Raw genomic sequence first — 20,924 nt, forward strand, 5'->3', positions numbered from 1 at the left:
CGCGCCCATGACACCAGCCAGCCCTGCCCCGTTCCGCGTTGCCGCCGTCCAGACCGTGACCGGCACGTCGCTAGACGCCAACCTGGCGCGCGCCGAGGCGCGCATCGCCGAAGCCGCCGCCGGCGGTGCCGAACTGGTGCTGCTGCCCGAATACTTCTGCATCATGGGCCGCGCCGAATCCGACAAGGTGGCGGTGCGCGAGCACGACGGCGACGGCCCGGTGCAGCAGTTCCTGGCCGACGCGGCGCGCCGCCATGGCATCTGGCTGGTCGGCGGCACGCTGCCGATGTGGTGCGACGACCCGCAGCGCGTGTACAACACCTCGCTCGCCTTCAACCCGCGCGGCGAGCGCATCGCGCGCTACGACAAGATCCACCTGTTCGGCTTCACTCGCGGCACCGAAAGCTATGACGAGTCCCGCACCATCCTGGCCGGGCGCTCGCCGGTCAGCTTCGACGCGCCGTGCGGCCGGGTGGCGATGTCGGTGTGCTACGACCTGCGCTTCCCGGAGTTGTACCGCGGCCTGGCCGCCGACGGCGGCACCAGCCTGATCCTGATGCCGGCCGCCTTCACCTACACCACCGGGCAGGCCCACTGGGAAATCCTGCTGCGCGCCCGTGCCATCGAAAACCAGTGCTATGTGCTGGCGGCGGCGCAGGGCGGCAAGCACGAGAACGGCCGTCGCACCTGGGGCCATTCGATGCTGGTGGACCCGTGGGGCGAAGTGCTGGCGATGCTGCCCGAAGGCGAAGGCGTGGTCGGCGGCGTGATCGACCCGGCGCGGCTGGAAGAAGTCCGGCAGAACCTCCCGGCATTGCGGCACCGGGTGCTGTAGCATGTACGCAAGCGCGGGGGCCGATGGCGCCCTCGCCCACAGGATTGTTTGCCGCGCCGGCCAGCCCGCGCGGCACAAGGAAAAAAAGGACCTCTCATGAACGCCGGCGATCTCGGAATCCGCAACCTGGCCACCGCGCAGCAACTGCTGCTGGCACCGTACGGCCTGGACGAAGCCAGGCTCCAGCGCGTGCTGGCCGATATCTTCACGCACAAGGTCGACTACGCCGACCTGTACTTCCAGTACACCCGCAACGAGGCCTGGAGCCTGGAGGAAGGCATCGTCAAGTCGGGCAGCTTCAGTATCGACCAGGGCGTGGGCGTGCGCGCCGTCTCGGGCGACCGCACCGCCTTCGCGTATTCGGATGAAATCAGCCTGCCCGCGCTGTCGCAGGCGGCAGCCGCCACGCGCACCATCGGCCGCGCCGGCAGCGGCCGCGTCAAGGTCGCCGGCGAGCTGGCCACGCACGCGGGGCGCAACCTGTACACGCCCAACGACCCGCTCGACTCGATGAGCGCGGCGGAAAAGGTGGCGTTGCTGGAGCGCATCGAGCGCATGGCGCGCGCCAAGGATCCGCGCGTGGTCCAGGTGATGGCGGGCCTGGCCGGCGAATACGACGTGGTGCTGGTGGCGCGCAGCGACGGCGTGATCGCCGCCGACGTGCGCCCGCTGGTACGGGTCTCGGTCACGGTGATCGCCGAACAGGGCGGGCGCCGCGAGATCGGCTCGTCCGGCGGCGGCGGCCGCTATGCCTACGGCTATTTCACCGACGACCTGCTGCAGCAGTACGTGGACGAGGCGGTGTCGTCGGCGCTGGTCAACCTCGATGCGCGCCCGGCCCCGGCCGGCGCCATGACCGTGGTGCTGGGCCCGGGCTGGCCCGGCGTGCTGCTGCACGAGGCGGTCGGCCACGGGCTTGAAGGCGACTTCAACCGCAAGGGCTCGTCGGCGTTCGCCGGCCGCATGGGCGAACGCGTCGCGGCCAAGGGCGTGACCGTGGTCGACGACGGCACGCTGGCCAACCGCCGCGGCTCGCTCAACCTCGACGATGAAGGCAACCCGACCCAGTGCACCACGCTGATCGAGGACGGCATCCTGCGCGGCTACATCCAGGACACGCTCAACGCGCGCCTGATGAAAATGCCGGTCACCGGCAACGCGCGCCGCGAAAGCTATGCCGCGCTGCCGATGCCGCGCATGACCAACACCTACATGCTCAACGGCGACAAGGACCCCCAGGAGATCATCGCCAGCGTCAAGCGCGGCCTGTATGCGGTCAATTTCGGCGGGGGCCAGGTCGATATCACCAACGGCAAGTTCGTGTTCTCGGCGAGCGAGGCCTACATGATCGAGGACGGCAAGATCACCTACCCGGTCAAGGGCGCGACCCTGGTCGGCAACGGCCCGGAATCGCTCAAGGACGTGACCATGATCGGCAACGACATGCGGCTGGATTCCGGCGTGGGCGTGTGCGGCAAGGAAGGCCAGAGCGTGCCGGTGGGCGTGGGCCAGCCGACGCTGCGCATCGAGAACATGACGGTGGGCGGGACGGCCTGAGGCCGCTGGCTTGCTCCCCTCTCCCGCTTGCGGGAGAGGGAGTACCCGGACGGCAAGCTCGAGGCCGCAGTTGCCGGCCACATGTCTCTCGGCCTCACGGCCGCACTTCATACACCAGATTGAACGGCGTCTGCGCCGCCCGCCGGAAGCCGCTGAAGCCCGCCTGCTCCGCGACCGCGCGCAGGCGCGCCTCGCCCGCCTGCGCGCCCAGGCACAGGCCGACTTCCTGCGAACGCGATGCCGGCGTGCAGATGAAGGTCGACGCGGAATAGAACACCCGGCCCACCGGGTTCAGGTTCTGTTCCAGCGCATCGTTGGCAAACGGTTCGACGATCATCCAGGCGCCGTCGGCGCGCAGGGTCTCGCGCACGTGGCGCGCCGCGCCCACGGGATCGCCCATGTCGTGCAGGCAGTCGAACACCGCCACCAGGTCATAGTCCTTGCCGCCGTAGTCCTTGGCGCTGGCCACCTCGAAGCGCACGCGCTCGGACACGCCGGCGCGGCGCGCGGCCTCGGCCGCATGGCGCACCGAAGGCTCGTGGTAGTCGAAGCCGACGAAGCGCGACGCCGGAAACGCCTGCGCCAGGATGATGGTCGACGCGCCATGGCCGCAGCCCACGTCCGCCACCATGGCCCCCGCCTTGAGCCGCGCCGCCATGCCGTCGAGCGCCGGGATCCATTCCGACACCAGGTGCGCCGCATAGCCGGGCCGGAAGAAGCGTTCGGTGCCGTGGAACAGCGCGGGGTCGTGCTCGTGCCAGCCCAGCCCGCGGCCATTGCGGAAGATGTCGATCATCTTCGGAATCGCCCGGAACTGCGCCACCGCAATCTGGAACGCGCCCGGGATGAAGGCCGGGCTGCCTTCCTGCGCCAGCGCATAGGCCTGTTCCTCGTTCAGGCTGAACTGCTTCGAGCCCGCGTCATAGTCGACATAGCCGCTGGCCGCCTGCGCCGACAGCCATTCGCGCAGGTAGCGCTCGTCGGTATGGGTCTTGGCCGCCAGCATGGCGACGGTCATCGGTTTTTCCGCCAGCGCCTTGTACAGGCCGAGTTCATCGCCGACGACCACGGTCGCGGCATGCATCACCGCGCCGATATCGCCGACGAATTTTTCCATGAAGGCATTCAGCCTCGCTTCATCGACGCTCATGATGCACCTCCCCGTGCGACTGCTCCCCGCTTCCAATATAGCCATCGGCCATGCCTGGAAAAGCCGAAAAGCGGCGGCGGCACCAGGCTCGCAAGGCATCGCCGAAATGCAAGGCGGGTTGGTGCGCCAGCGCACGGCATGGCTGCGGCGACACTTGCCAACCCTGGCAAAAGGCGCTATAAAGATGCTTCGTCGCGCGGCCAGCAGCCAATGCGCAACGAAAATTATCGAAGCGGCGCGCAATTTCCTGCCTTTCTGCCACGCAGTGCAGCATAAATCCAGCGCCCGCGAAGAAAATCGTTTCAAGCTGACCCAAGCCAACGCCTTTTCCCGCCATGTCCGCTAAGTTTTACTTTTACTTTTTTGGCGATCTCACACCGCTGGCGGATAGGGAGGGATGGCTGTAAGCAGCGCCCCGAATACAAAAAAACCGCCAGCGACCCTGGCGGTTTTTTTATACCCCTTTGTTTTCCCACACACTCACGACCTCACAAGAATCCTGGAGCCATCATGCTGAAGAACACCGACGACCTGCGCATCCGCGAACTCAAGGAGCTGCTGCCGCCCGCGCACCTGATCCGCGAGTTCGGCTGCTCCGAACAGGCTTCGGACGTGATCTACGGCGCGCGCCAGGCCATGCACCGCATCCTGCACGGCATGGATGACCGGCTGATCGTCATCATCGGCCCGTGCTCGATCCACGATACCCGCGCCGCGCTGGAATACGCCAAGCTGCTCAAGGTGCAGCGCGAGCGCTTCGCCGGCGAGCTGGAGGTCGTGATGCGGGTGTATTTCGAAAAGCCGCGCACCACGGTGGGCTGGAAGGGCCTGATCAACGACCCGCACATGGACGGCAGCTTCAAGATCAACGACGGCCTGCGCACCGCGCGCGAGCTGCTGCTGACCATCAGCGAAATGGGCGTGCCCACCGGCACCGAGTACCTCGACATGATCAGCCCGCAGTACATCGCCGACCTGGTCAGCTGGGGCGCGATCGGCGCGCGCACCACCGAGTCGCAGGTGCACCGAGAGCTGGCGTCGGGACTGTCGTGCCCGGTCGGCTTCAAGAACGGCACCGACGGCAACGTCAAGATCGCGGTCGACGCGATCAAGGCCGCGTCGCAGCCGCACCATTTCCTGTCGGTGACCAAGGGCGGCCATTCGGCGATCGTGTCGACCTCGGGCAACGAGGACTGCCATGTGATCCTGCGCGGCGGCAAGGCGCCCAACTATGACGCCGCCAGCGTGCAGGAAGCGTGCGATGCCATCGCCAAGGCCGGCCTGGCCTCGCGCCTGATGATCGACGCCTCGCATGCCAACAGCAGCAAGAAGCACGAGAACCAGATCCCGGTGTGCGCCGAGATCGGCCGCCAGATTGCCGCCGGCGATCAGCGCATCATCGGCGTGATGGTCGAATCGCACCTGGTGGCCGGCCGCCAGGACCACGTCCAGGGCCAGCCGGTCGACGAGCTGACCTATGGCCAGTCCGTGACCGATGCCTGCATCGGCTGGGACGACTCGGTCAAGGTGCTCGAGGGCCTGGCCGAATCGGTGCGCCAGCGCCGGCTGGTGTCGGGCAGCGGCAACTGAAGCGGCAACTGACGGCGGGCACTCGGCCCGCCGTGCTACATCCGGCTGTCCTGCATGGCGCCGCCGCCGAGGTCGGCCAGTTCCGGCGTCACCTCGGCGTAGCGCAGCAGTTTCCCGCCATGGCGGCCGGCAAAGGCGGCGGCATCGCTTTCCGTCCTGAAACTCGCCAGCGTCGGCCCCATCGCGCCGTGGCGCCGGCTGCCGGCGACGTAGATGCCGGTGGTGGCGTCGAACCAGTGGCCGCGCGGCTGCTCCCAGTCGGCCCCTGCCATGTCCTGCACGAACGCCGCGCGCACCGGTCGCAGCTGTTCCGGCCGCAGCAGCGCGTGGAACATTTCCACCGTATCGCAGAACCAGTGCGGTCGCGCGTCACCCGCATAGAACACCTGCGCCTTGGGCCCGGCGTAGTCGGCCAGCAGCATGCCGTCCAGCGCGCATGCGGTGGCGGCGTCGAACTCCTGCGGCTGTGCCGGCGCTTGCGGCTTGCCGCCGCAGCCGGCGAGCAGGACGGCGCCGCCGGCAAGGGTCAGCAACAGGTGGCGGCGATGCCATGAGAACGGGGTACACAGCGGGGTACACATCAGCGGAAACTCCTGGCGGCAAGACCCAGCGGCACGGCGATCCACGCCAGCAGCGCCGCGCCGGTCGGCCACGGGCTGGCCAGCGCGGGCGGCACGATGCTGGCAACGCCCCCGGCGCTGCGCAGCTGGTCCAATGAAAAGGCATTGACGATGCGAAACAGGTCGGCGGGGTTGAGCAACAGCAGCCACGCGATCCAGTCGGTGGCGGCATGCTGTGCGCCCGCGCCGCTGCCGGCGACCAGCATGCCGAGCAGCAGCAGGTCGAACACCAGCACGAAGAAGAACCACAGCCCGATCGCCAGCCCCGACGCCTGCGCGCGGTCGCGGCTCAGCACCGACAGCCACAGCGCCAGGCTCAGGAACGCCAGCCCGAGCAGCACCGCGCTGGCGACGAAGCCGAGGTAGTGATACAGGCCCGCCCAGCCGAACTGGCGCGCCAGCAGCAGCGCCATCAGCGCAAAGCCCCCGGCCGTGGCCAGCACCAGCGCGGCGGCGAGGCCGAGGTACTTGCCCAGCAGCAGCTCGCCGCGCGTCAGCGGCAGCGACAGCAGCAGGTCCAGCGAGCCGCGCTCGCGCTCGCCCACCACGGCGTCGAAGCCGAGCAGCAGCGCGATCATCGGTACCAGGTAGATCACCAGGCTGGCCAGGCTTGTGATGACGAACTCCAGCGAGCGCGGGCCCAGCACGCCCTGCTCGGCGCCGCCGAAGTAGCCGATCGCCAGCGACAGCGCCGTGAACACCGCCGCCACCGCCAGCACCCAGCGGTTGCGCATGCGCTCGCGGAATTCCCTGCCGGCCAGCGCGGCCACCTGCCGCGCGTCGAGCCAATCGCCCATGCTCATGCCCTCATCCCGAGAAACAGATCCTCGAGCGACGGCTCGTGGATCTGCAGGTCCAGCAGCCGGCCGGCGAGCGGCTGCAGCGCGGCCAGCACCGCCATCTTGGCGGCGGGCGCGCAGCGCACCGTCAGCGCGCCGGGCGGCGCATCGTCGATCTCCAGCGCGGGCAGCGCGCGCAGCCGGCGCAGCGCCTCGTCGCGCGCGCCCGCCTCGACCCGCAGCACCAGCGTCAGCGGCAGGCCGGCCCGGGCGCGCAGCGCCTCGAGGCTGCCCGCGGCCTGCAGCCGGCCCGCCGACAGGATCGCAAAGCGGTCGATGCGCTGCTGCAGTTCGGCCAGGATGTGCGAGGTGATGACGATGGTCACCCCGATCGCGCGCAGCGCGTTCAGCATGGCGTAGAAGTCGCGGATCGCGGCGGGGTCCAGGCCATTGGTCGGCTCGTCGAGGAACAGCACGCGCGGCGCGCCCAGCAGCGCCTGCGCAAAGCCCAGCCGCTGGCGCATGCCTTTCGAGTACTCGCGCACCGGACGCGCGGCGGCAGAGGACAGGCCCACCTGGTCGAGCATCGGCGCGCAGGCTTCTGCCTTCACGCCCTTCAGCCGCGCGAAGAAGCGCAGCGTCTCCAGGCCGCTCAGGTTGTCATGGAGCACCAGATGTTCGGGCAGGTAGCCGATGCCGCGGCGTGCCGCGCGAAACGCGCGGCTGCCCACATTGGCACCAGCCACGCGCAAGGTGCCATGTGTCGGCGGCAACAGGCCCAGCATCATCCGGAACAGCGTGCTCTTGCCCGCCCCGTTATGGCCGATCAGCCCGAGCAGCTCGCCCTGCCCCACGCCAAGGCTGACATCGTCGACGGCGCGCAGCGCGCCGAAGTGCTTGCTGACGTTGGACAGCACGATGGCATCCATGGCCGGATCAGCGGCTGGCGTCGGCCGGCTCATGCCAATGCCTCCAGTTGGCGCGCGCCGGACGCATGCGCGGATATTCGTCGACCACCCCCGGCGCCCGGATCACCGGAAACTGGCGCCCGGCCACCCGCAGCGCCTGCAGCGCCGGGCTGCCCAGCAGCAGCGCCACGCCCGGATAGCGCCAGCTGAGCCGGTCGACCAGGTCATTGGCCCGGTACGGGATATCGCCCACGCCATCGGCATCGCGGTCCCAGCCGAGGTAGTTGCCCCAGTAGTTGCCCTGCTGCCTTTCGGCCGGATTGCGTCCGCCCCAGGCCTCGTCGCGCGCGCCGACATAGCGCACCGGCTCGCGGTTGCCGATGAAGTCGTTGCCCTGCACCACGTTGCGGGTCGAGCCGGCCGACAGGTGCACGCCGATGGCGTTGCCGAGCACCAGGTTGCCGCGCAGCTGCGCATATTCGACATCGTAGATAAAGAAGCCGCGCTGGTTGTGCGCGACCACGTTGCCTTCGATCACTGAATCCTGCAGTGTGCGCAGCATGATGCCGTGGTCGGCATTGGCCCAGGTGCGGTTGTTGCGCACCACCTGGTCGCGCACTTCCATCAGCGCCAGTCCGCCGCGGTTGCGGTAGCTGTCGTTGTTCTCCCACAGGTTGTGGTACGAGTTCATGTAATGGGTGCCGTAGCGGCTATGGTGCAGCCGGTTGCCGCGAAACACGGCATGGTGCGACACGTCGACGTAGAGCGCGTCGCGCACGAAGCTGATGTGGTTGTTCAGGATGCGGGCGCCGCGCGTGTTGTAGAGCTGCACGCCGTTGCCGCGCTGCGCCGAGTTGTAGTCGCGCTTGCCGGTGATGGTGTTGGCCTCGACGCGGACCTCGTCGGCCTTTTCGATCCACAGGCCGAACAGGTTGTAGGTCAGCTCGCAGTGCCGCACCACGGCGCGGTGCGCGCCGGGCGCGATGTAGATGCCGGCGTTCTGGTCCTTCAGGCTGTCGCCGGAGTCGCGCACGATCAGTCCTTCGACCGTCACGTCGGGCGCGGCGATACGCAGCGTATCGCCGCGCAGCGCGCCGCCGAGCGTGGGCCGCGCGATGCCGCGCAGCACCAGCGGCTTGCCGACGGTAAAGTTGCCGGTGTAGTGGCCGCGCGCGATCTCGATGGTGTCGCCGGCAGCCGCGGCATCGATCGCCGCCTGCAGCGACTGGCCGGGCTGCACGCGCCAGGTCGCCGCCGGCGCACCGGTCATGCCGGCGACCAGCCATAGCAACGGGATACCGGACAGCAGCTTCATGCCGACAGCATCCCCATCGCCTTCAGCGCCAGGAACAGCACGGCACCGACCACCAGGTTCTTGAAGCCGACATAGCTGAGCATGTCCATCACGGTGGCGCGACGATGGCGGCCGCGCCACCATGGCCCATCCTTGACATAGCGCTTTGCCGACAGGCGGATCAGCACCTCGTAGAGGCTCCAGCCCAGCCACCAGCCGATCACCGCGCCGGCGCGCAGTTGTCCGCTGGCCGCCAGCGCCCACGCCACGGTTGCCGCCAGCGCGACCGCCGCGCCCGCCAGCTGCAACGCCGCGGCAAAGCGCCAGCCCCGCCCGCTCCAGGGCCACAGGTGGTCCCACAACTCGGCGAAGCAGCGCGCGGCGCCCGTCGCGGCGGCGTAGGGCGGCGTCACGGGGTCGGTCGGCATGCGCGGATCGGGGCCCGTCGGTTGTGCCGCAGCGGCCGTCACCGGCACCAGTGGAATGAAGTACCCGTTGCGAGCCACCGGCGTCAGCGGCAGCCCCTCGCGCTCGCGCCGCTTGCGCTCGCGTGCCAGCGGCGGGCAGCCGTGGGTATCGGTGTAGAGCACCATGCAGTCGAGGCAGTGCAGGCACTCGCGCTGGTCGATGCGGCCATCGGCATCGATCGCCTGCGCGCCGCAACCCGCCGCGCATGCCTTGCAGCGATTGCAGTCGGGCTTGCGCCGCAGCCCGAACCAACGGAACGTGCTTGGCATGGCCAGCGCCGCACCGAGCGGACACAGGTACTTGCAGTAAGGCCGCTCGATGAACAGCGACAGCCCCAGCAGCGCGCACGCGAACAGCCCGTACGGCCACGCGCGGTTCGCGATGCCGACCAGGAAAGTGGTCTTGAACGGTTCGATCTCCGCCAGCTTCTCGGCCAGCGCCATCGAGAACACCGAGACCGCCAGCAGCCCGAAGAACACGCCGTACTTGACCCACTTGAGCCGGTCGTGCCAGCGCCGCGGCAACTGCCGCTGCCAGCGCTTCAGCCCGACGAAGCCGCCGAGCTTGTAGATCGCCTCGGACAGCGAGCCGAACGGGCACAGCCAGCCGCAGAACAGCCCGCGCCCGAACAGCAGCACCGTGACGATGATGAAGATCCAGAAGCAGAAGATAAACGGATCGCTCAGGAACAAGGCCCAGTCCCAGCGCAGCAGCAGCGCATGGAACCACGTCAGCACCTGCGTGATTGACGGCTGCGCCATCGCGCCAAACCCCACCAGCCCGATGCTGATGGCCCATGCCGTGTACTTGAACGCATTCACCGGCCACTTGTTCTTGTGGGTGGCACGCCGTGTCAGGCGCTCGCGCAGCGCGTAGACCAGCGTGACCGCGCCCAGCAGCGCCACGAACAGCGCGATGGTGCCGGCCTGCCGGCGCCAGACCTTGCGCCACGGCGCTTCGGGCACGTCGATATGGGGGCGGCCACCCTGCAGCAGCGCCGCCGGCAGCCAGTACGGCGCGTCGAAGCTGGCAAAGCTGCGCGTGCCGGTGGCGCGGTCGACCCGGTTGCCGAGGAACGACAGCTTCCACGGATACGCCGCGGAAAAGGCCGGCGAGCGGACCACGAAGATCGCCGACTCGGTCGGCACCGGCGCGCCCGGCGCGGCCACGCCATAGAGGTTCAGGTAATCGAGGTCGCGGAAGGTGAAGGCGTCGGTGTCCTGGCGCACCTGCACCCGGTCATAGATGCCGCCACGCACGAAGCCCGAACCCTTGAACGACTCGGTGCCCGCGGTGCGGATCACGAAGATGGCGTGCTCGCCCGGCCGCAGCTGCGCGCGCAGGCCCTGCCAGCCGGCATCGCCCAGCACGCTGCGCCCGATATCGGGATGGTTGAGATCGCCGAACCACAACTCGATAAATGGCCCGCCGCCGCCCCGCAGGCCGCCGCTTAAGCCGGCCTGCGCCGGCTGCACCAGCAGGCGCTGCACCGCCCCCATCGCTACCAGCTGCGGCCAGCTGTAGTGCATGCCGCTTTCAACGTAGCGAGCCGGCGCGCGTTGGGTTGGCGCCAGGATGCCGACCTGCCGCGCTACCGCCGCACCCGCCGTGGTCAGCACCTGGTTCTGCGCGATCACCGTCACCGTGGCGCCCGAAATCGCATCGACGCCGACCACGCCTTCGTCGGGGCGCGACTGCCCCACTTCGATCTTGTCGGTGACCGACTTGCCGACGTACTGCCGGTTGAAATCCAGCAGCGCGGCTTCCGGAATGCCCAGCAACAGGATCGGCTCCGAATGCTTCAGCACCCTGATGCCGGCATAGCGGCCCTGCGTATCCATGCCGATCAGCGTCACCACCGGCTTGCCCGAGTACGCCGGGGTATCGGTGATATCGGTGGACAGCATGACGTAGCCGAGCAGCTCACGCTTGCCGCCGGGGCCGGTGCGATAGCCCTCGACATAGGGCGGCTGGCCCATGCGCGACGAAAAATGCGTGGCGCCGGGCAGCACCTGCGCGCACGGCACCAGCGCGCACAGGTCGGGGGCGGTGGCGAGTTGCGGCGGCAGCTCGGCCTCGTAGGCGCCCGCATGCGCCGGCGCGGCCAGGCCAAGCGAGAGCAGCCACGCGGCGAGGACCGCGACGAGTCCTTTGAAGATAGCCAGCATCATGGAAAGGCAGCAGCCGTAGTGCTGCGCGAGGCCGATGCGCCGCGCGCAACGCTACGCCAAGCCGGCTCAGGCCTCGACGATCATGCGGCTGCGCATCTCGAGATGCAGCGCGTGACAGAAGTGGGTGCAATAGCACCAGAACACGCCGGGCTTGTCGGCAACGAAGGTCACCGACGCCGTCTCCTGCGGATTGACGATGAAGTTGATGTTGTACTTCGGGATCGCAAAGCCGTGCGTCAGGTCCTCGATCTTGTCCAGGTTGGTCAGGATCAGCGTGACCTCGTCGCCTCGTTTCAGCTTGATCTCGCGCAGGCTGAACACCGGCGCCTGCGAGGTGAGCTTCACCGTCACCTTGCGGCCGTTGCGAAACACGCCTGATTCCTGCGCGTCCTTGATCGCCAGCGGGAAATCGTCGAGCGCGTAGACCTGCTTGGGCCGCAGCAGCTCGCGCCGGAAGATGATGAAGTCGTGCGGTTCGCTGTGCACGGGATGGTCCGCCAGCAGCACCATCTTGTCGCCGGAGATGTCGATCAGCTGCTCGTTCTCGGCGTGCAGCGGACCCACCGGCAGGAAGCGGTCCTTCGAGAACTTGCAGCCCACCGCCAGGAACTTGCCGTCGGCGGCCACGGTTTCGGATTGCGAGGCATTGAGGTGGCCGGGCTGGTATTGCACGTCGATCCGGTCCACCACGTACCTGGCGCTCTTGTCGCCACGGTGGAAGCGGATCGCCGCGTCGATGTTCCACTTGACCACCTGGCTGTCCAGGAACAGCGTGGTGTAGGCATTGCCGCGGCCGTCGAAGGCGGTATGCAGCGGCCCCAGGCCCAGCTCGACTTCAGCGACGATGGCGTCGTCCAGCCTGGCCAGCTTGCCGTCGAACCAGTCGAGCACCCTGGCCAGTTCGATCACCGTGCCGGTGGGGGACAGCTTGCCGGCGCAGATGAAGTACTTCTGGTCGGGGCTGGCGTTGACACCGTGCGGGTTCTTGGGCACCGACACATAGGCGGTCAGCGCGGTGGCCGGGTCCTGGTTGGCGGCATGCGTGCCGTCGACCACCGGCACCTTCGAGTCGCCGATAGTCTTGAACTTGCCGGCCTTGACCGCCGCCTCGATGCGGGCGATGTTGAAGAACAGGCAGGCATCGCGCTCGGCCGACATCATGTCCTCGAAGCGCACACCCATTTCCACGTTGTACTGGTTGGTCGCGGCCAGCTTGCCGTCGTACGAGGTCGCCACCAGGTCGCAGTTGCCGTCGATCAGCACCTGCCAGCGCACCGCCATCGACTCGGCGTCGACGCAGGTGAACAGCGAGCGGTACTTGCTGCCGTCCTCGGTCGGCGTATTGGGCAGCGGCACGCCGAACTCGGCGCCGCAGAACACGCGCGTGGTGTAGTTGATGCTGGCGTCGACGGGATCGCGCTTGTCCGGGAAGATGCCGTGGAAGCCCTGCACATTGGGCAGCTCGGTGATCTTGTCGCAGATGAAGTAGTCGAGCCGGACGCGCGCCAGCCGGGCATTGATCTTGTCGTTGATCCACGCATAGCGGCCGTCGTAGTTGCCGTCCTTGTACGAGGCGTGCACGTGGTGGGTATCGCCGACGGTGTATTGCAGGCTGCCATCGGGGCGGGTGCCCATCACGCGCTTCGATTCATTGGTGATGCCCCACCCCGTCAGCGCGTCCGGCACGAAGCACGGAATCCGCTGCAGCTCGCGCCCGGAGGGCAGGCCCAGCACGCGCATGTCGCCGGCATGGCCGCCGCTCCACAGGCCGTAATAGGTATCCAGCTCGCCTGGCTTCAGGTGCACCGCGCCGGCGGCGGTGCTGCCCGCCGGGGTGGCATGGGCACCGGCGCCGCTGGCCGGCGTGGCTGCCACCGGCGCGCCGCCGTTGTCGGTGCAGGCGGCCACGCCGGCAACGCCGGCGAGCGCCGCGGTATGGATAAAGCGCCGCCGTCCGGGCGCGGCCGGTGCATCGTGGGGTGGCAGGGGATGCTGCGTATGCCTGGTCATCTTCGTTCCTCGAACCGTCATGGCAAAGGCGGAGTCAGCTCCGCCGGCTTTCTGCTTGAGTTGTCTTGTGGTGGCTTGCTGCCGCCGGCTACAGATGGTCGAAGCAGATGGAGCGATCGAGGTTGATGATCGTCATGGTTCTCTTGAATATTCATTATCGATGCATGTTTTTAGCCAGCGCCGCGGACAGAATGGCGGCACGGCAAGGCCCACTGCCGCTTTCGCGATCGACACCATCCTCGTCATGCGCTTCAAGACCCTACTGCCCACGCAGCCTTCCATTCCCCATATCGACCACATCGACCACGTCGACCACAGGCGCCGCGCCATCGTTCGCGGCGCCGCGAGCGTGCCGCTGCTCGCCACCGGGATGTTCGTGCGGCCCGCGCTGGCCGATCCCACGGTCACGCATGCATCGCGCCGCTTGCTGGGCACACGCGTGGACATGGTCGTGCAAGGCGACCGCCACGGCGTAGCGCAGGCGGCCATCGCCGTGGCCTTTGCAGAGATGATGCGGCTGGAGCAGTTGATGAGCCGCTACCGGCCCGACAGCCAGGTCAGCGCCCTGCACCGCGCGGCGGGCCGCCATCCGGTGCGCGTGGCGCCGGAACTGATGACGGTGCTGCAGGCCGCCGCGGCGGTTTCGGCACGATCCCGCGGCGCCTTCGATATCACCGTCGGAGCGTTCGCCGGCTGGCGCTTCGGCGCGGATGGCAACCGCTTGCCCGACGCCGCCGAACTGGCGCGCGAGCGAGCGCTGGTGGACTACCGGCAGGTCATGCTCGACGCCCGCCGCGGCGAGGCCATGCTGGCCCGCGCTGGCATGCGCCTGGACCTGGGCGGCATTGCCAAGCTGCCGATCCTGGACGCGGGCATGCAGGTGCTGCGCCGCCATGGCCTGGCCAATGCGATGGTCAACGGTGGCGGCGATGTGCTGGCCATGGGGAAGTTGCAGGGACGCGACTGGCGCATCGGCGTGCGCGACCCGCTCGCGCCGGCACGGCTGCTAGGCGTGCTGCAGGTGTCCGATGCCGTGGTGGCGTCCTCCGGCGACTACGAGCGCTGCTTTGTCGCCGGTGGCCGGCGCTATCACCATGTGCTCGATCCCGCCACCGGCCTGCCGTCTGCCGGGCCGCGCGGGGTGACGCTGGTGGCGCCGACCGTGGCGGCGGTCAACGGGCTGGGCGCCGCGCTGATGGTGGCCGGCCAGTCCGCCTGGGACCGGCTGGCCGGCGGGCTCGCCGGCGTCGATGGGCTGGCGGTGGGCGACCGTGGCCGCTGGATCTCGCCAGGCATGGCCCAGCGGCTGCGGCGGGCCTGAACGCGGGCCGCGGACGAAAAAAAGCCGCTTCCAGTGAAGCGGCTTGCTTGCGTGCAGGCGGCCAGTGCCGCCGGCCGTCGCCGTTATTTCTTCAGCACCAGGTCGCCCGGCAGCGACTCGATATAGGCGGCCATGTCCTTCAGCTCCTTGCGCGTGAACGGGCGCGGCTTGCCGTCCTTGTCGGTGACCGCCGGGTTGGCGTTGACCTGACCCGCCATGATCGCGTTGGAACGGCCCACCAGCGCATTGCCCGACACCTGGTAGGACATCAGCGCGTGATACAGGTAGTCGGCATGCTGGCCGGCCAGCTTGGGGTAGTCCGGCGAGATCGGCTTGTTCATGCCGGCGCCATGGCAGGCCACGCAGTTGCCTTTTTCGACCAGGGTCTTGCCGTTGGCAAGGTCGGCGGCCGAGGCCGGCATGGCGGCAGCACCCAGCACGAGTGCGCCGAGCGCGAACGAAAGCGTCTTGAGCGTCTTCATGTGGGGTCTCTTACTTGAGGGAATTGTTCTGCGTGCCGGCGGTCTGCTGCGAGTAGTACGCCGCCACGTTGGCGATGTCCTGCTCGGTCAGCGTCGCGGCGATGCTGCGCATGGTGGGGTGCTTGCGCTCGCCCTTCTGGTAGGCCTTCAGCGCATTCTCAATGTACTTGGCGCTCTGGCCGCCCAGCAGCGGCACTTCATAGATCTCGGGGAAGGACGCACGGTAGCCCGGAATGCCGTGGCACCCGATGCACATTGCAACCTTGTCCTTGGCAGCGTCTCCATTGCCCTTGACTTCCTGTGCCTGCACGGCCGTTGCAGCCGCGCCCAGCACCACCATCGTGAGGAGCTTTTTCATTGTCTTTGCGGATTGGAAGTTACACCGTGTGACCTGCCCTGCCGGGCGGAGACGGTTTCAGAATGCTTCTGCGGAGCAACCAGGGCAGCCAGTCGGATGGCCGGGGTGCAACCCGCCAGAGATGTCGCATCCGGTCGGTTTGCCGGGGTGTGGAACACCATTCTGGAACCACCTCGCGCAATCGCCGCGACCCGGAAGGGCCGCTGGGACTTCTGAACGCGGACTGCCGGATACTGGAGAACTGGACGTGGGGGCGCGTCAAACCGCCGCATTGTACCGCAGCCGGCACCTGCCAGTCCAGCCAGCCGCCAGTGCCGGCGGAACCCTGTCGGCGCGCCCCAACACGAACCGCAAAGGTCTTTTATACTGGCCCATCCCGGGAATCCGCACGACCGTTCGCGGACGCTCCGCCAGCGGCACGCGGGCGCCCGCCACGGACCCAGTTTTCCATAACGAAAGCGCGCATCACAGCGCGAAGAGACCGCGCCCAGCACGCCAACCCGGCCCTCGCCCGAGCGGCCGCCACCTCAGGTTGCCTCATGTCAAACACCGCCAACGCCCACGCCTCCTCCCAGCCGGTCCGCTTCGAAGGCAGCGACCAGTACGTTGCCACCGACGACCTCAAGCTGGCCGTCAATGCCGCGCGCACGCTGCAGCGCCCGCTGCTGATCAAGGGCGAGCCCGGCACCGGCAAGACCATGCTGGCCGAGGAAGTTGCCGCCGCGCTGGGCATGCCGCTGCTGCAATGGCATATCAAGTCGACCACCAAGGCGCAGCAAGGCCTGTACGAGTACGACGCCGTGTCGCGCCTGCGCGATTCGCAACTGGGCGACGACCGCGTCCACGACATCCGCAACTACATCGTCAAGGGCGTGCTGTGGCAGGCCTTCGAGGCCGACGAGCAGGTGGTGCTGCTGATCGACGAGATCGACAAGGCCGACATCGAATTCCCCAATGACCTGCTGCGCGAGCTCGATCGCATGGAGTTCTATGTCTACGAGACCCGCGAACTGGTCAAGGCAAAGCACCGTCCGCTGGTGATCATCACCTCGAACAACGAGAAGGAACTGCCCGACGCCTTCCTGCGCCGCTGCTTCTTCCACTACATCAAGTTCCCCGATGCCGAGACGATGCAGCAGATCGTCGACGTGCACTACCCCGGCATCAAGCGCGAGCTGGTTGCCGCAGCGCTGGAATCGTTCTACGAGATGCGCAACCTGCCGGGCCTGAAGAAGAAGCCGTCGACGTCCGAGCTGATCGACTGGCTCAAGCTGCTGATGGCCGAGGACATCCCGCCCGAGGCGCTGAAGAGCCCGGACAAGAAGGCCGCGATCCCGCCGCTGCACGGCGCGCTGCTGAAGAACGAGCAGGACGTGCATCTGTTCGAGCGCCTGGTGTTCATGAACCGCGCCAACCGCTGAGCGCGCGGCCAAGCCCGATGACCGACACGACCGCTTTTGCCAACCCCGTGACCCTGCCGGGCCGGCATGCCACGCTGGAACCGCTGCGCCCCGAACACGCCGACGGCCTGCGCTCCGCCTGCGCCGACGGCGAGCTGTGGAAGCTCTGGTACACCAGCGTGCCGGCGCCCGAGCGCATGGAGGCCGAGATCGCGCGGCGCCTGGACCTGCAGCGGCGCGGCACCATGCTGCCGTTCGCGGTGCGCGACGCGGCCGGCGAGCTGGCCGGCATGACCACCTACATGAATATCGACGCGGCCAACCGGCGCGTCGAGATCGGCTCGACCTGGTATGCGCGCCGGGTCCAGCGCACGCCGCTGAACACCGAGTGCAAGCTGATGCTGCTGGGCCATGCCTTCGACCATCTCGACTGCATCGCGGTGGAGTTCCGCACGCACTGGATGAACCAGCAAAGCCGCGCCGCCATCGCCCGCCTGGGCGCCAGGCAGGACGGCGTGCTGCGCAACCACATGCGCATGCCGGACGGCACGCTGCGCGACACCGTGGTGTTCTCGATCATCGCCAGCGAATGGCCGGCGGTGCGGCAACACCTGCAATTCCAGCTCGAGCGCCAGCGCTGACGCGCAGCGCCGACTGAAAGCGAGGCACCATGCTGATCGATTTCTTCTTCTCGCTGCGCCACGCCAAGCTGCCGGTGTCGGTCAAGGAATACCTGACCATGCTGGAAGCGCTCAAGGCGCAGGTCATCACGCCTTCCATCGACGAGTTCTACTACCTGTCGCGCATGACGCTGGTGAAGGACGAGAAGCACTTCGACAAGTTCGACCAGACCTTTGCCGCCTACTTCAAGGGCGTGGAGAGCCTGGTCGACTGGAAGTCCGACATCCCGCTCGACTGGCTGCAGAAGACGCTGGAGCGCGAGCTGTCGGCCGAGGAAAAAGCCAAGATCGAGGCCATGGGCGGCCTCGACAAGCTGATGGAGCGCTTGAAGCAACTGCTCGAGGAACAGAAGGAAAAGCACGAGGGCGGCAACAAGTGGATCGGCACCGGCGGCACCTCGCCGTTCGGCCATGGCGGCTACAACCCCGAAGGCATCCGCATCGGCGGCCCGTCCAAGGGCAACCGCACCGCGATCAAGGTGTGGGAGGCGCGCGCCTACAAGGACTATGACGACCAGGTCGAACTGGGCACGCGCAACATCAAGGTCGCGCTGCGCCGGCTGCGCCGCTTCGCCCGCGAAGGCGCCGACACCGAGCTGGACCTCGACGACACCATCCACTCCACCGCGGCCAACGCCGGCCTGCTCGACATCAAGCTGCGGCCCGAGCGCCACAACAAGGTCAAGGTGCTGATGCTGATGGACGTGGGCGGCTCGATGGACGACCACATCAAGCGCGTCGAGGAACTGTTCTCGGCCACCAAGACAGAATTCAAGCACCTCGAGTACTACTACTTTCACAACTGCCTGTACGACTACGTGTGGAAGAACAACCGCCGCCGCCACGCCGAGAAGCTGGCGACGTGGGACCTGCTGCACAAGTACACGCCCGACTACAAGATCATCTTCGTCGGCGACGCCACCATGAGCCCGTACGAGATCCTGCAACCGGGCGGGTCGGTCGAGTACAACAACGCCGAGGCCGGCGCGGTATGGCTGAACCGGATGACCGAGCAGTTTCCGCACTTCGTCTGGCTCAACCCCGAACCCGAAGGGCTGTGGCAGTACCGGCAGTCGATCACGGTGATCAACCAGCTGATGAAGGGACGGATGTTCCCGGTCACGCTGGCGGGGCTGGAGCAGGCGATGAAGGTGCTGTCGAAGTAAGGGCCTGGCGGCGTGCTCCCTCTCCAGCCTGCGGGAGAGGGTCGGGGTGAGGGCGGGAGCATCCGCGAAGTCGGGCCCCCGATATTGCCCGCCTGCCCTCACCCGGGCCGCGCCAGGTCCGCCCCCTCCATCACCCACGCCCTGAACGTGCGCAGCGCCGGCAGGTGCTGCTTCTGCTCCGGATAGCACAGGTAATAGCCCTTCTTGGCCAGCACCTGCGCCGGATGCGCCACCACCAGCGCGCCGGTGGCCAGCTCTTGTTCGATCAGGCAGCGCGGGATCAGCGCGATGCCCAGTCCCGACAGCGCCGCCTGCGTCAGCAGTGAAAACTGGTCGAAGCGCGCGCCGCTCCAGGCGTCGCGCGTGGGCAGGCCCAGCGTGGCGAACCAGTCGGGCCAGGCCTCCGGCACGGTGGTGTGGTGCAACAGCGGATAGCGCAGCAACGCCGCCGGGGTCGGCGCCACGCCATCGGGCTCGGATGCGAGCAGGCCCGGCCGGCATACCGGCAGGACCTCGCGGCCGGTCATGTAGTCGGCCAGGCTGCCGGGCCAGACGCCATCGCCAAAGCGGATCGCGGCATCGAGGTCGGGTTCGGAGAAATCGTAGCCCTGCGCATGCGGCACGAACTCCAGCGTCACCTCCGGATGCCGCGCGAAGAACTGCGGCAGGCGCGGGATCAGCCACTTGGCGCCCAGCGTCGGCATGCTGGCGATATGCAGCACGCCGCCCCGCCCTTGCCCCGCCATCAATTCCACCGTGGCGGCTTCCAGCTCGTTCAGGCTGGGCGCGATGCGCTCGAGGTAGCGCTCGCCCGCGGGAGTCAGCACCAGCCGCTGGCGCACCCGCTGGAACAGCTCGACGCCGAGGTAGGCCTCGAGGCTGCGCACCTGCTTGCTGACCGCGCCCTGCGTGACATGCAGCTCGCGGGCGGCTACGGTAAAGCTGTTGTGGCGCGCCGCCGCCTCGAAGGCGTGCAACTCGGTCAGCGACGGACATAGGCGTCGCATAAATCACCTCTACTTCACGACCAAATGGAATGAGCTAGGGATTTTATTTCGTTTGCGAGGGTTCTGCTTGCACGAGCAGAATCGTGAAAACGCCTTTGTCTCTTCCTTGATACCTTTCGCCACCAAGATCATGCAACGTCGCCACCTTCTCCGCGTCTTCGCCGCCGCCTCGGCTGCCCTCGCCACCGGCCTGTCGTTCAGTGCCGCCGCGCAGTCCGGCTACCCCACCAAGCCGATCACGCTGGTGGTGCCGTTCCCCGCCGGCGGCACCACCGACATCGTCGCGCGCATCGTCGCCGACAAGCTTGGCCAGCAGCTGGGCCAGGCCGTGGTGGTCGACAACCGCGGCGGCGCCGGCGGCAGCATCGGCACCACTTTCCTGTCCAAGGCCGCGCCGGACGGCTACACGCTCGGCATCGCCACGGCCTCGACCCACGGCATCAACCCGGCGGTGTACCCGCGCCTGTCCTACGATGCCACCAAGGACTTCACCCCCATCACCAACCTGGCCTCGGTGCCGAACGTGATGAGCATCCACCCGTCGGTCAAGGCCACCGACATGAAGGCCTTCATCGCGCTGGCGCAGACGCAGCCGGGCAAGCTGGCCTATGGCTCGGCCGGCAACGGCAGCGTCTCGCACATGATGGGTGAGCTGTTCAAGATGAGCAGCAAGACCGAACTGCTGCACGTGCCGTACAAGGGCGTGGGTCCGGCGCTGAACGACGCCCTGGCCGGCCAGGTGCAGGTGCTGTTCGACAACCTGCCGTCGTCGCTGCCGTTTATCGAGGGCGGCAAGCTGCGCGCGCTCGCCGTGGCGGCGCCCAAGCGCGTGGCCGCGCTGCCCAATGTGCCGACCTTTGCCGAGCTCGGCCTGGGCGAGGTCAACGACGCCGCCTGGTTCGGCCTGATCGCGCCGGCCAACCTGCCGGCCGACCTGCAGAACAAGCTGCATGCCGCCGCGGTCAAGGTGCTGGCGCTGCCTGAGGTCAAGGCCAAGCTGGAGAAGCTCGGCGCCACGCCGGTGGGCGACACCCCGGCGCACTTTGCCGCCCAGATCAAGACCGAAGTGGCCAAGAACAAGCGCGTGGCCGCCGCCGCCAAGATCTCGCTCGACTGAACGCAACGCAC

Annotated in this window: 19 protein-coding genes; 9 read left to right on the plus strand and 10 right to left on the minus strand. The window is 67.9% G+C overall.

Features of this window, described 5'->3' with window-relative positions:
• The first annotated feature begins 7 nt into the window (after positions 1–7).
• A complete protein-coding gene (locus GA0116996_RS16840) occupies positions 8–835 on the plus strand; it encodes a carbon-nitrogen hydrolase family protein (protein WP_092313935.1) in 828 nt (275 codons plus the stop codon).
• Between the two features lie 96 nt (positions 836–931).
• Positions 932–2,392 (plus strand): metalloprotease TldD, encoded by a 1,461-nt coding sequence (gene tldD, locus GA0116996_RS16845; protein ID WP_092313937.1) that lies wholly within the window; start codon positions 932–934, stop codon positions 2,390–2,392.
• A gap of 94 nt (positions 2,393–2,486) precedes the next feature.
• Here the strand turns inward: tldD and GA0116996_RS16850 are convergent, their stop codons facing one another.
• A complete protein-coding gene (locus GA0116996_RS16850; RefSeq protein WP_092313939.1) occupies positions 2,487–3,542 on the minus strand; it encodes a class I SAM-dependent methyltransferase in 1,056 nt (351 codons plus the stop codon).
• Here GA0116996_RS16850 and GA0116996_RS28075 point away from each other — a divergent pair.
• Both GA0116996_RS28075 and aroG read left to right on the plus strand, forming a co-directional pair.
• Positions 3,508–3,888, plus strand: coding sequence for a hypothetical protein (locus tag GA0116996_RS28075; protein WP_133250543.1), 381 nt, complete (start codon positions 3,508–3,510; stop codon positions 3,886–3,888). The genes GA0116996_RS16850 and GA0116996_RS28075 overlap by 35 nt on opposite strands.
• Before the next feature lie 164 nt (positions 3,889–4,052).
• On the plus strand, positions 4,053–5,132 hold the full coding sequence (aroG, locus tag GA0116996_RS16855; RefSeq protein WP_092313941.1) for a 3-deoxy-7-phosphoheptulonate synthase AroG: 1,080 nt from the start codon (positions 4,053–4,055) through the stop codon (positions 5,130–5,132).
• A gap of 35 nt (positions 5,133–5,167) precedes the next feature.
• On the opposite strand, the gene GA0116996_RS16860 is transcribed toward aroG, so the two are convergent.
• The 6 genes from GA0116996_RS16860 to nosZ all read right to left on the minus strand — a co-directional run bounded on the left by GA0116996_RS16860 (position 5,168) and on the right by nosZ (position 13,382).
• Positions 5,168–5,713, minus strand: a complete 546-nt coding sequence (locus GA0116996_RS16860) for a nitrous oxide reductase accessory protein NosL (protein ID WP_092313943.1) — start codon at positions 5,711–5,713, stop codon at positions 5,168–5,170.
• On the minus strand, positions 5,713–6,549 hold the full coding sequence (locus tag GA0116996_RS16865; protein ID WP_092313945.1) for an ABC transporter permease: 837 nt from the start codon (positions 6,547–6,549) through the stop codon (positions 5,713–5,715). Before GA0116996_RS16865 ends, GA0116996_RS16860 begins: the two co-directional genes overlap by 1 nt.
• A 2-nt stretch (positions 6,550–6,551) precedes the next feature.
• Positions 6,552–7,493 carry an ABC transporter ATP-binding protein gene (locus GA0116996_RS16870; protein ID WP_092313947.1) on the minus strand — a complete coding sequence of 314 codons (942 nt, stop codon included), beginning with the start codon at positions 7,491–7,493 and terminating at the stop codon, positions 6,552–6,554.
• Positions 7,468–8,754 (minus strand): nitrous oxide reductase family maturation protein NosD, encoded by a 1,287-nt coding sequence (locus tag GA0116996_RS16875; protein WP_092313949.1) that lies wholly within the window; start codon positions 8,752–8,754, stop codon positions 7,468–7,470. The genes GA0116996_RS16870 and GA0116996_RS16875 overlap by 26 nt, the downstream gene beginning before the upstream one ends.
• On the minus strand, positions 8,751–11,369 hold the full coding sequence (locus GA0116996_RS16880) for a 4Fe-4S binding protein (protein WP_092314144.1): 2,619 nt from the start codon (positions 11,367–11,369) through the stop codon (positions 8,751–8,753). The genes GA0116996_RS16875 and GA0116996_RS16880 overlap by 4 nt, the downstream gene beginning before the upstream one ends.
• Before the next feature lie 69 nt (positions 11,370–11,438).
• Positions 11,439–13,382, minus strand: a complete 1,944-nt coding sequence (gene nosZ, locus GA0116996_RS16885; RefSeq protein WP_092313951.1) for a TAT-dependent nitrous-oxide reductase — start codon at positions 13,380–13,382, stop codon at positions 11,439–11,441.
• A gap of 370 nt (positions 13,383–13,752) precedes the next feature.
• Here nosZ and GA0116996_RS16890 point away from each other — a divergent pair, with 370 nt between their 5' ends.
• On the plus strand, positions 13,753–14,703 hold the full coding sequence (locus GA0116996_RS16890; RefSeq protein WP_167355521.1) for an FAD:protein FMN transferase: 951 nt from the start codon (positions 13,753–13,755) through the stop codon (positions 14,701–14,703).
• An 83-nt stretch (positions 14,704–14,786) separates the two neighbouring features.
• Here the strand turns inward: GA0116996_RS16890 and GA0116996_RS16895 are convergent, their stop codons facing one another.
• The gene (locus tag GA0116996_RS16895; protein WP_012352395.1) at positions 14,787–15,185 is read right to left on the minus strand and encodes a c-type cytochrome; all 399 of its coding nucleotides are present in this window, start codon (positions 15,183–15,185) and stop codon (positions 14,787–14,789) included.
• Positions 15,186–15,195: 10 nt separating this feature from the next.
• Entirely contained in the window at positions 15,196–15,543 is a 348-nt protein-coding gene (locus GA0116996_RS16900) for a c-type cytochrome (RefSeq protein WP_018005502.1), read from the minus strand.
• 539 nt (positions 15,544–16,082) lie between these two features.
• On the opposite strand from GA0116996_RS16900, the gene GA0116996_RS16905 reads away from it, so the two are divergent.
• From GA0116996_RS16905 to GA0116996_RS16915, 3 genes are read left to right on the plus strand one after another with little or no spacing between them, the layout of a single operon-like run.
• Complete coding sequence (locus GA0116996_RS16905) at positions 16,083–16,964, plus strand: AAA family ATPase (protein WP_092313954.1); 882 nt, start codon at positions 16,083–16,085, stop codon at positions 16,962–16,964.
• Between the two features lie 17 nt (positions 16,965–16,981).
• Positions 16,982–17,584 (plus strand): GNAT family N-acetyltransferase, encoded by a 603-nt coding sequence (locus tag GA0116996_RS16910; protein ID WP_092313956.1) that lies wholly within the window; start codon positions 16,982–16,984, stop codon positions 17,582–17,584.
• Positions 17,585–17,613: 29 nt separating this feature from the next.
• Positions 17,614–18,789, plus strand: a complete 1,176-nt coding sequence (locus GA0116996_RS16915; protein ID WP_092313958.1) for a vWA domain-containing protein — start codon at positions 17,614–17,616, stop codon at positions 18,787–18,789.
• A gap of 98 nt (positions 18,790–18,887) precedes the next feature.
• Here the strand turns inward: GA0116996_RS16915 and GA0116996_RS16920 are convergent, their stop codons facing one another.
• Positions 18,888–19,796 carry a LysR substrate-binding domain-containing protein gene (locus GA0116996_RS16920; RefSeq protein ID WP_092313960.1) on the minus strand — a complete coding sequence of 303 codons (909 nt, stop codon included), beginning with the start codon at positions 19,794–19,796 and terminating at the stop codon, positions 18,888–18,890.
• A 130-nt stretch (positions 19,797–19,926) separates the two neighbouring features.
• Here GA0116996_RS16920 and GA0116996_RS16925 point away from each other — a divergent pair, with 130 nt between their 5' ends.
• Complete coding sequence (locus tag GA0116996_RS16925) at positions 19,927–20,913, plus strand: tripartite tricarboxylate transporter substrate binding protein BugE (protein ID WP_092314148.1); 987 nt, start codon at positions 19,927–19,929, stop codon at positions 20,911–20,913.
• Positions 20,914–20,924 lie beyond the last annotated feature (11 nt).

The organism is Cupriavidus alkaliphilus (assembly GCF_900094595.1).
Classification (GTDB): Bacteria; Pseudomonadota; Gammaproteobacteria; order Burkholderiales; family Burkholderiaceae; genus Cupriavidus; species Cupriavidus alkaliphilus.

Bases quoted from the DNA above. Each gene is read 5' to 3' on its own strand.
- GA0116996_RS16880 (WP_092314144.1), bottom strand. From the start codon at position 11,369: ATGCTGGCTATCTTCAAAGGACTCGTCGCGGTCCTCGCCGCGTGGCTG.
- GA0116996_RS16910 (WP_092313956.1), top strand. From the start codon at position 16,982: ATGACCGACACGACCGCTTTTGCCAACCCCGTGACCCTGCCGGGCCGG.
- GA0116996_RS16870 (WP_092313947.1), bottom strand. From the start codon at position 7,493: ATGAGCCGGCCGACGCCAGCCGCTGATCCGGCCATGGATGCCATCGTG.
- tldD (WP_092313937.1), top strand. From the start codon at position 932: ATGAACGCCGGCGATCTCGGAATCCGCAACCTGGCCACCGCGCAGCAA.
- GA0116996_RS28075 (WP_133250543.1), top strand. From the start codon at position 3,508: ATGAAGGCATTCAGCCTCGCTTCATCGACGCTCATGATGCACCTCCCC.
- GA0116996_RS16915 (WP_092313958.1), top strand. From the start codon at position 17,614: ATGCTGATCGATTTCTTCTTCTCGCTGCGCCACGCCAAGCTGCCGGTG.
- GA0116996_RS16890 (WP_167355521.1), top strand. From the start codon at position 13,753: ATGTTCGTGCGGCCCGCGCTGGCCGATCCCACGGTCACGCATGCATCG.
- GA0116996_RS16905 (WP_092313954.1), top strand. From the start codon at position 16,083: ATGTCAAACACCGCCAACGCCCACGCCTCCTCCCAGCCGGTCCGCTTC.
- GA0116996_RS16865 (WP_092313945.1), bottom strand. From the start codon at position 6,549: ATGGGCGATTGGCTCGACGCGCGGCAGGTGGCCGCGCTGGCCGGCAGG.
- GA0116996_RS16925 (WP_092314148.1), top strand. From the start codon at position 19,927: ATGCAACGTCGCCACCTTCTCCGCGTCTTCGCCGCCGCCTCGGCTGCC.
- nosZ (WP_092313951.1), bottom strand. From the start codon at position 13,382: ATGACCAGGCATACGCAGCATCCCCTGCCACCCCACGATGCACCGGCC.
- GA0116996_RS16860 (WP_092313943.1), bottom strand. From the start codon at position 5,713: ATGTGTACCCCGCTGTGTACCCCGTTCTCATGGCATCGCCGCCACCTG.
- GA0116996_RS16840 (WP_092313935.1), top strand. From the start codon at position 8: ATGACACCAGCCAGCCCTGCCCCGTTCCGCGTTGCCGCCGTCCAGACC.
- GA0116996_RS16850 (WP_092313939.1), bottom strand. From the start codon at position 3,542: ATGAGCGTCGATGAAGCGAGGCTGAATGCCTTCATGGAAAAATTCGTC.
- GA0116996_RS16875 (WP_092313949.1), bottom strand. From the start codon at position 8,754: ATGAAGCTGCTGTCCGGTATCCCGTTGCTATGGCTGGTCGCCGGCATG.
- GA0116996_RS16895 (WP_012352395.1), bottom strand. From the start codon at position 15,185: ATGAAGACGCTCAAGACGCTTTCGTTCGCGCTCGGCGCACTCGTGCTG.
- aroG (WP_092313941.1), top strand. From the start codon at position 4,053: ATGCTGAAGAACACCGACGACCTGCGCATCCGCGAACTCAAGGAGCTG.
- GA0116996_RS16920 (WP_092313960.1), bottom strand. From the start codon at position 19,796: ATGCGACGCCTATGTCCGTCGCTGACCGAGTTGCACGCCTTCGAGGCG.
- GA0116996_RS16900 (WP_018005502.1), bottom strand. From the start codon at position 15,543: ATGAAAAAGCTCCTCACGATGGTGGTGCTGGGCGCGGCTGCAACGGCC.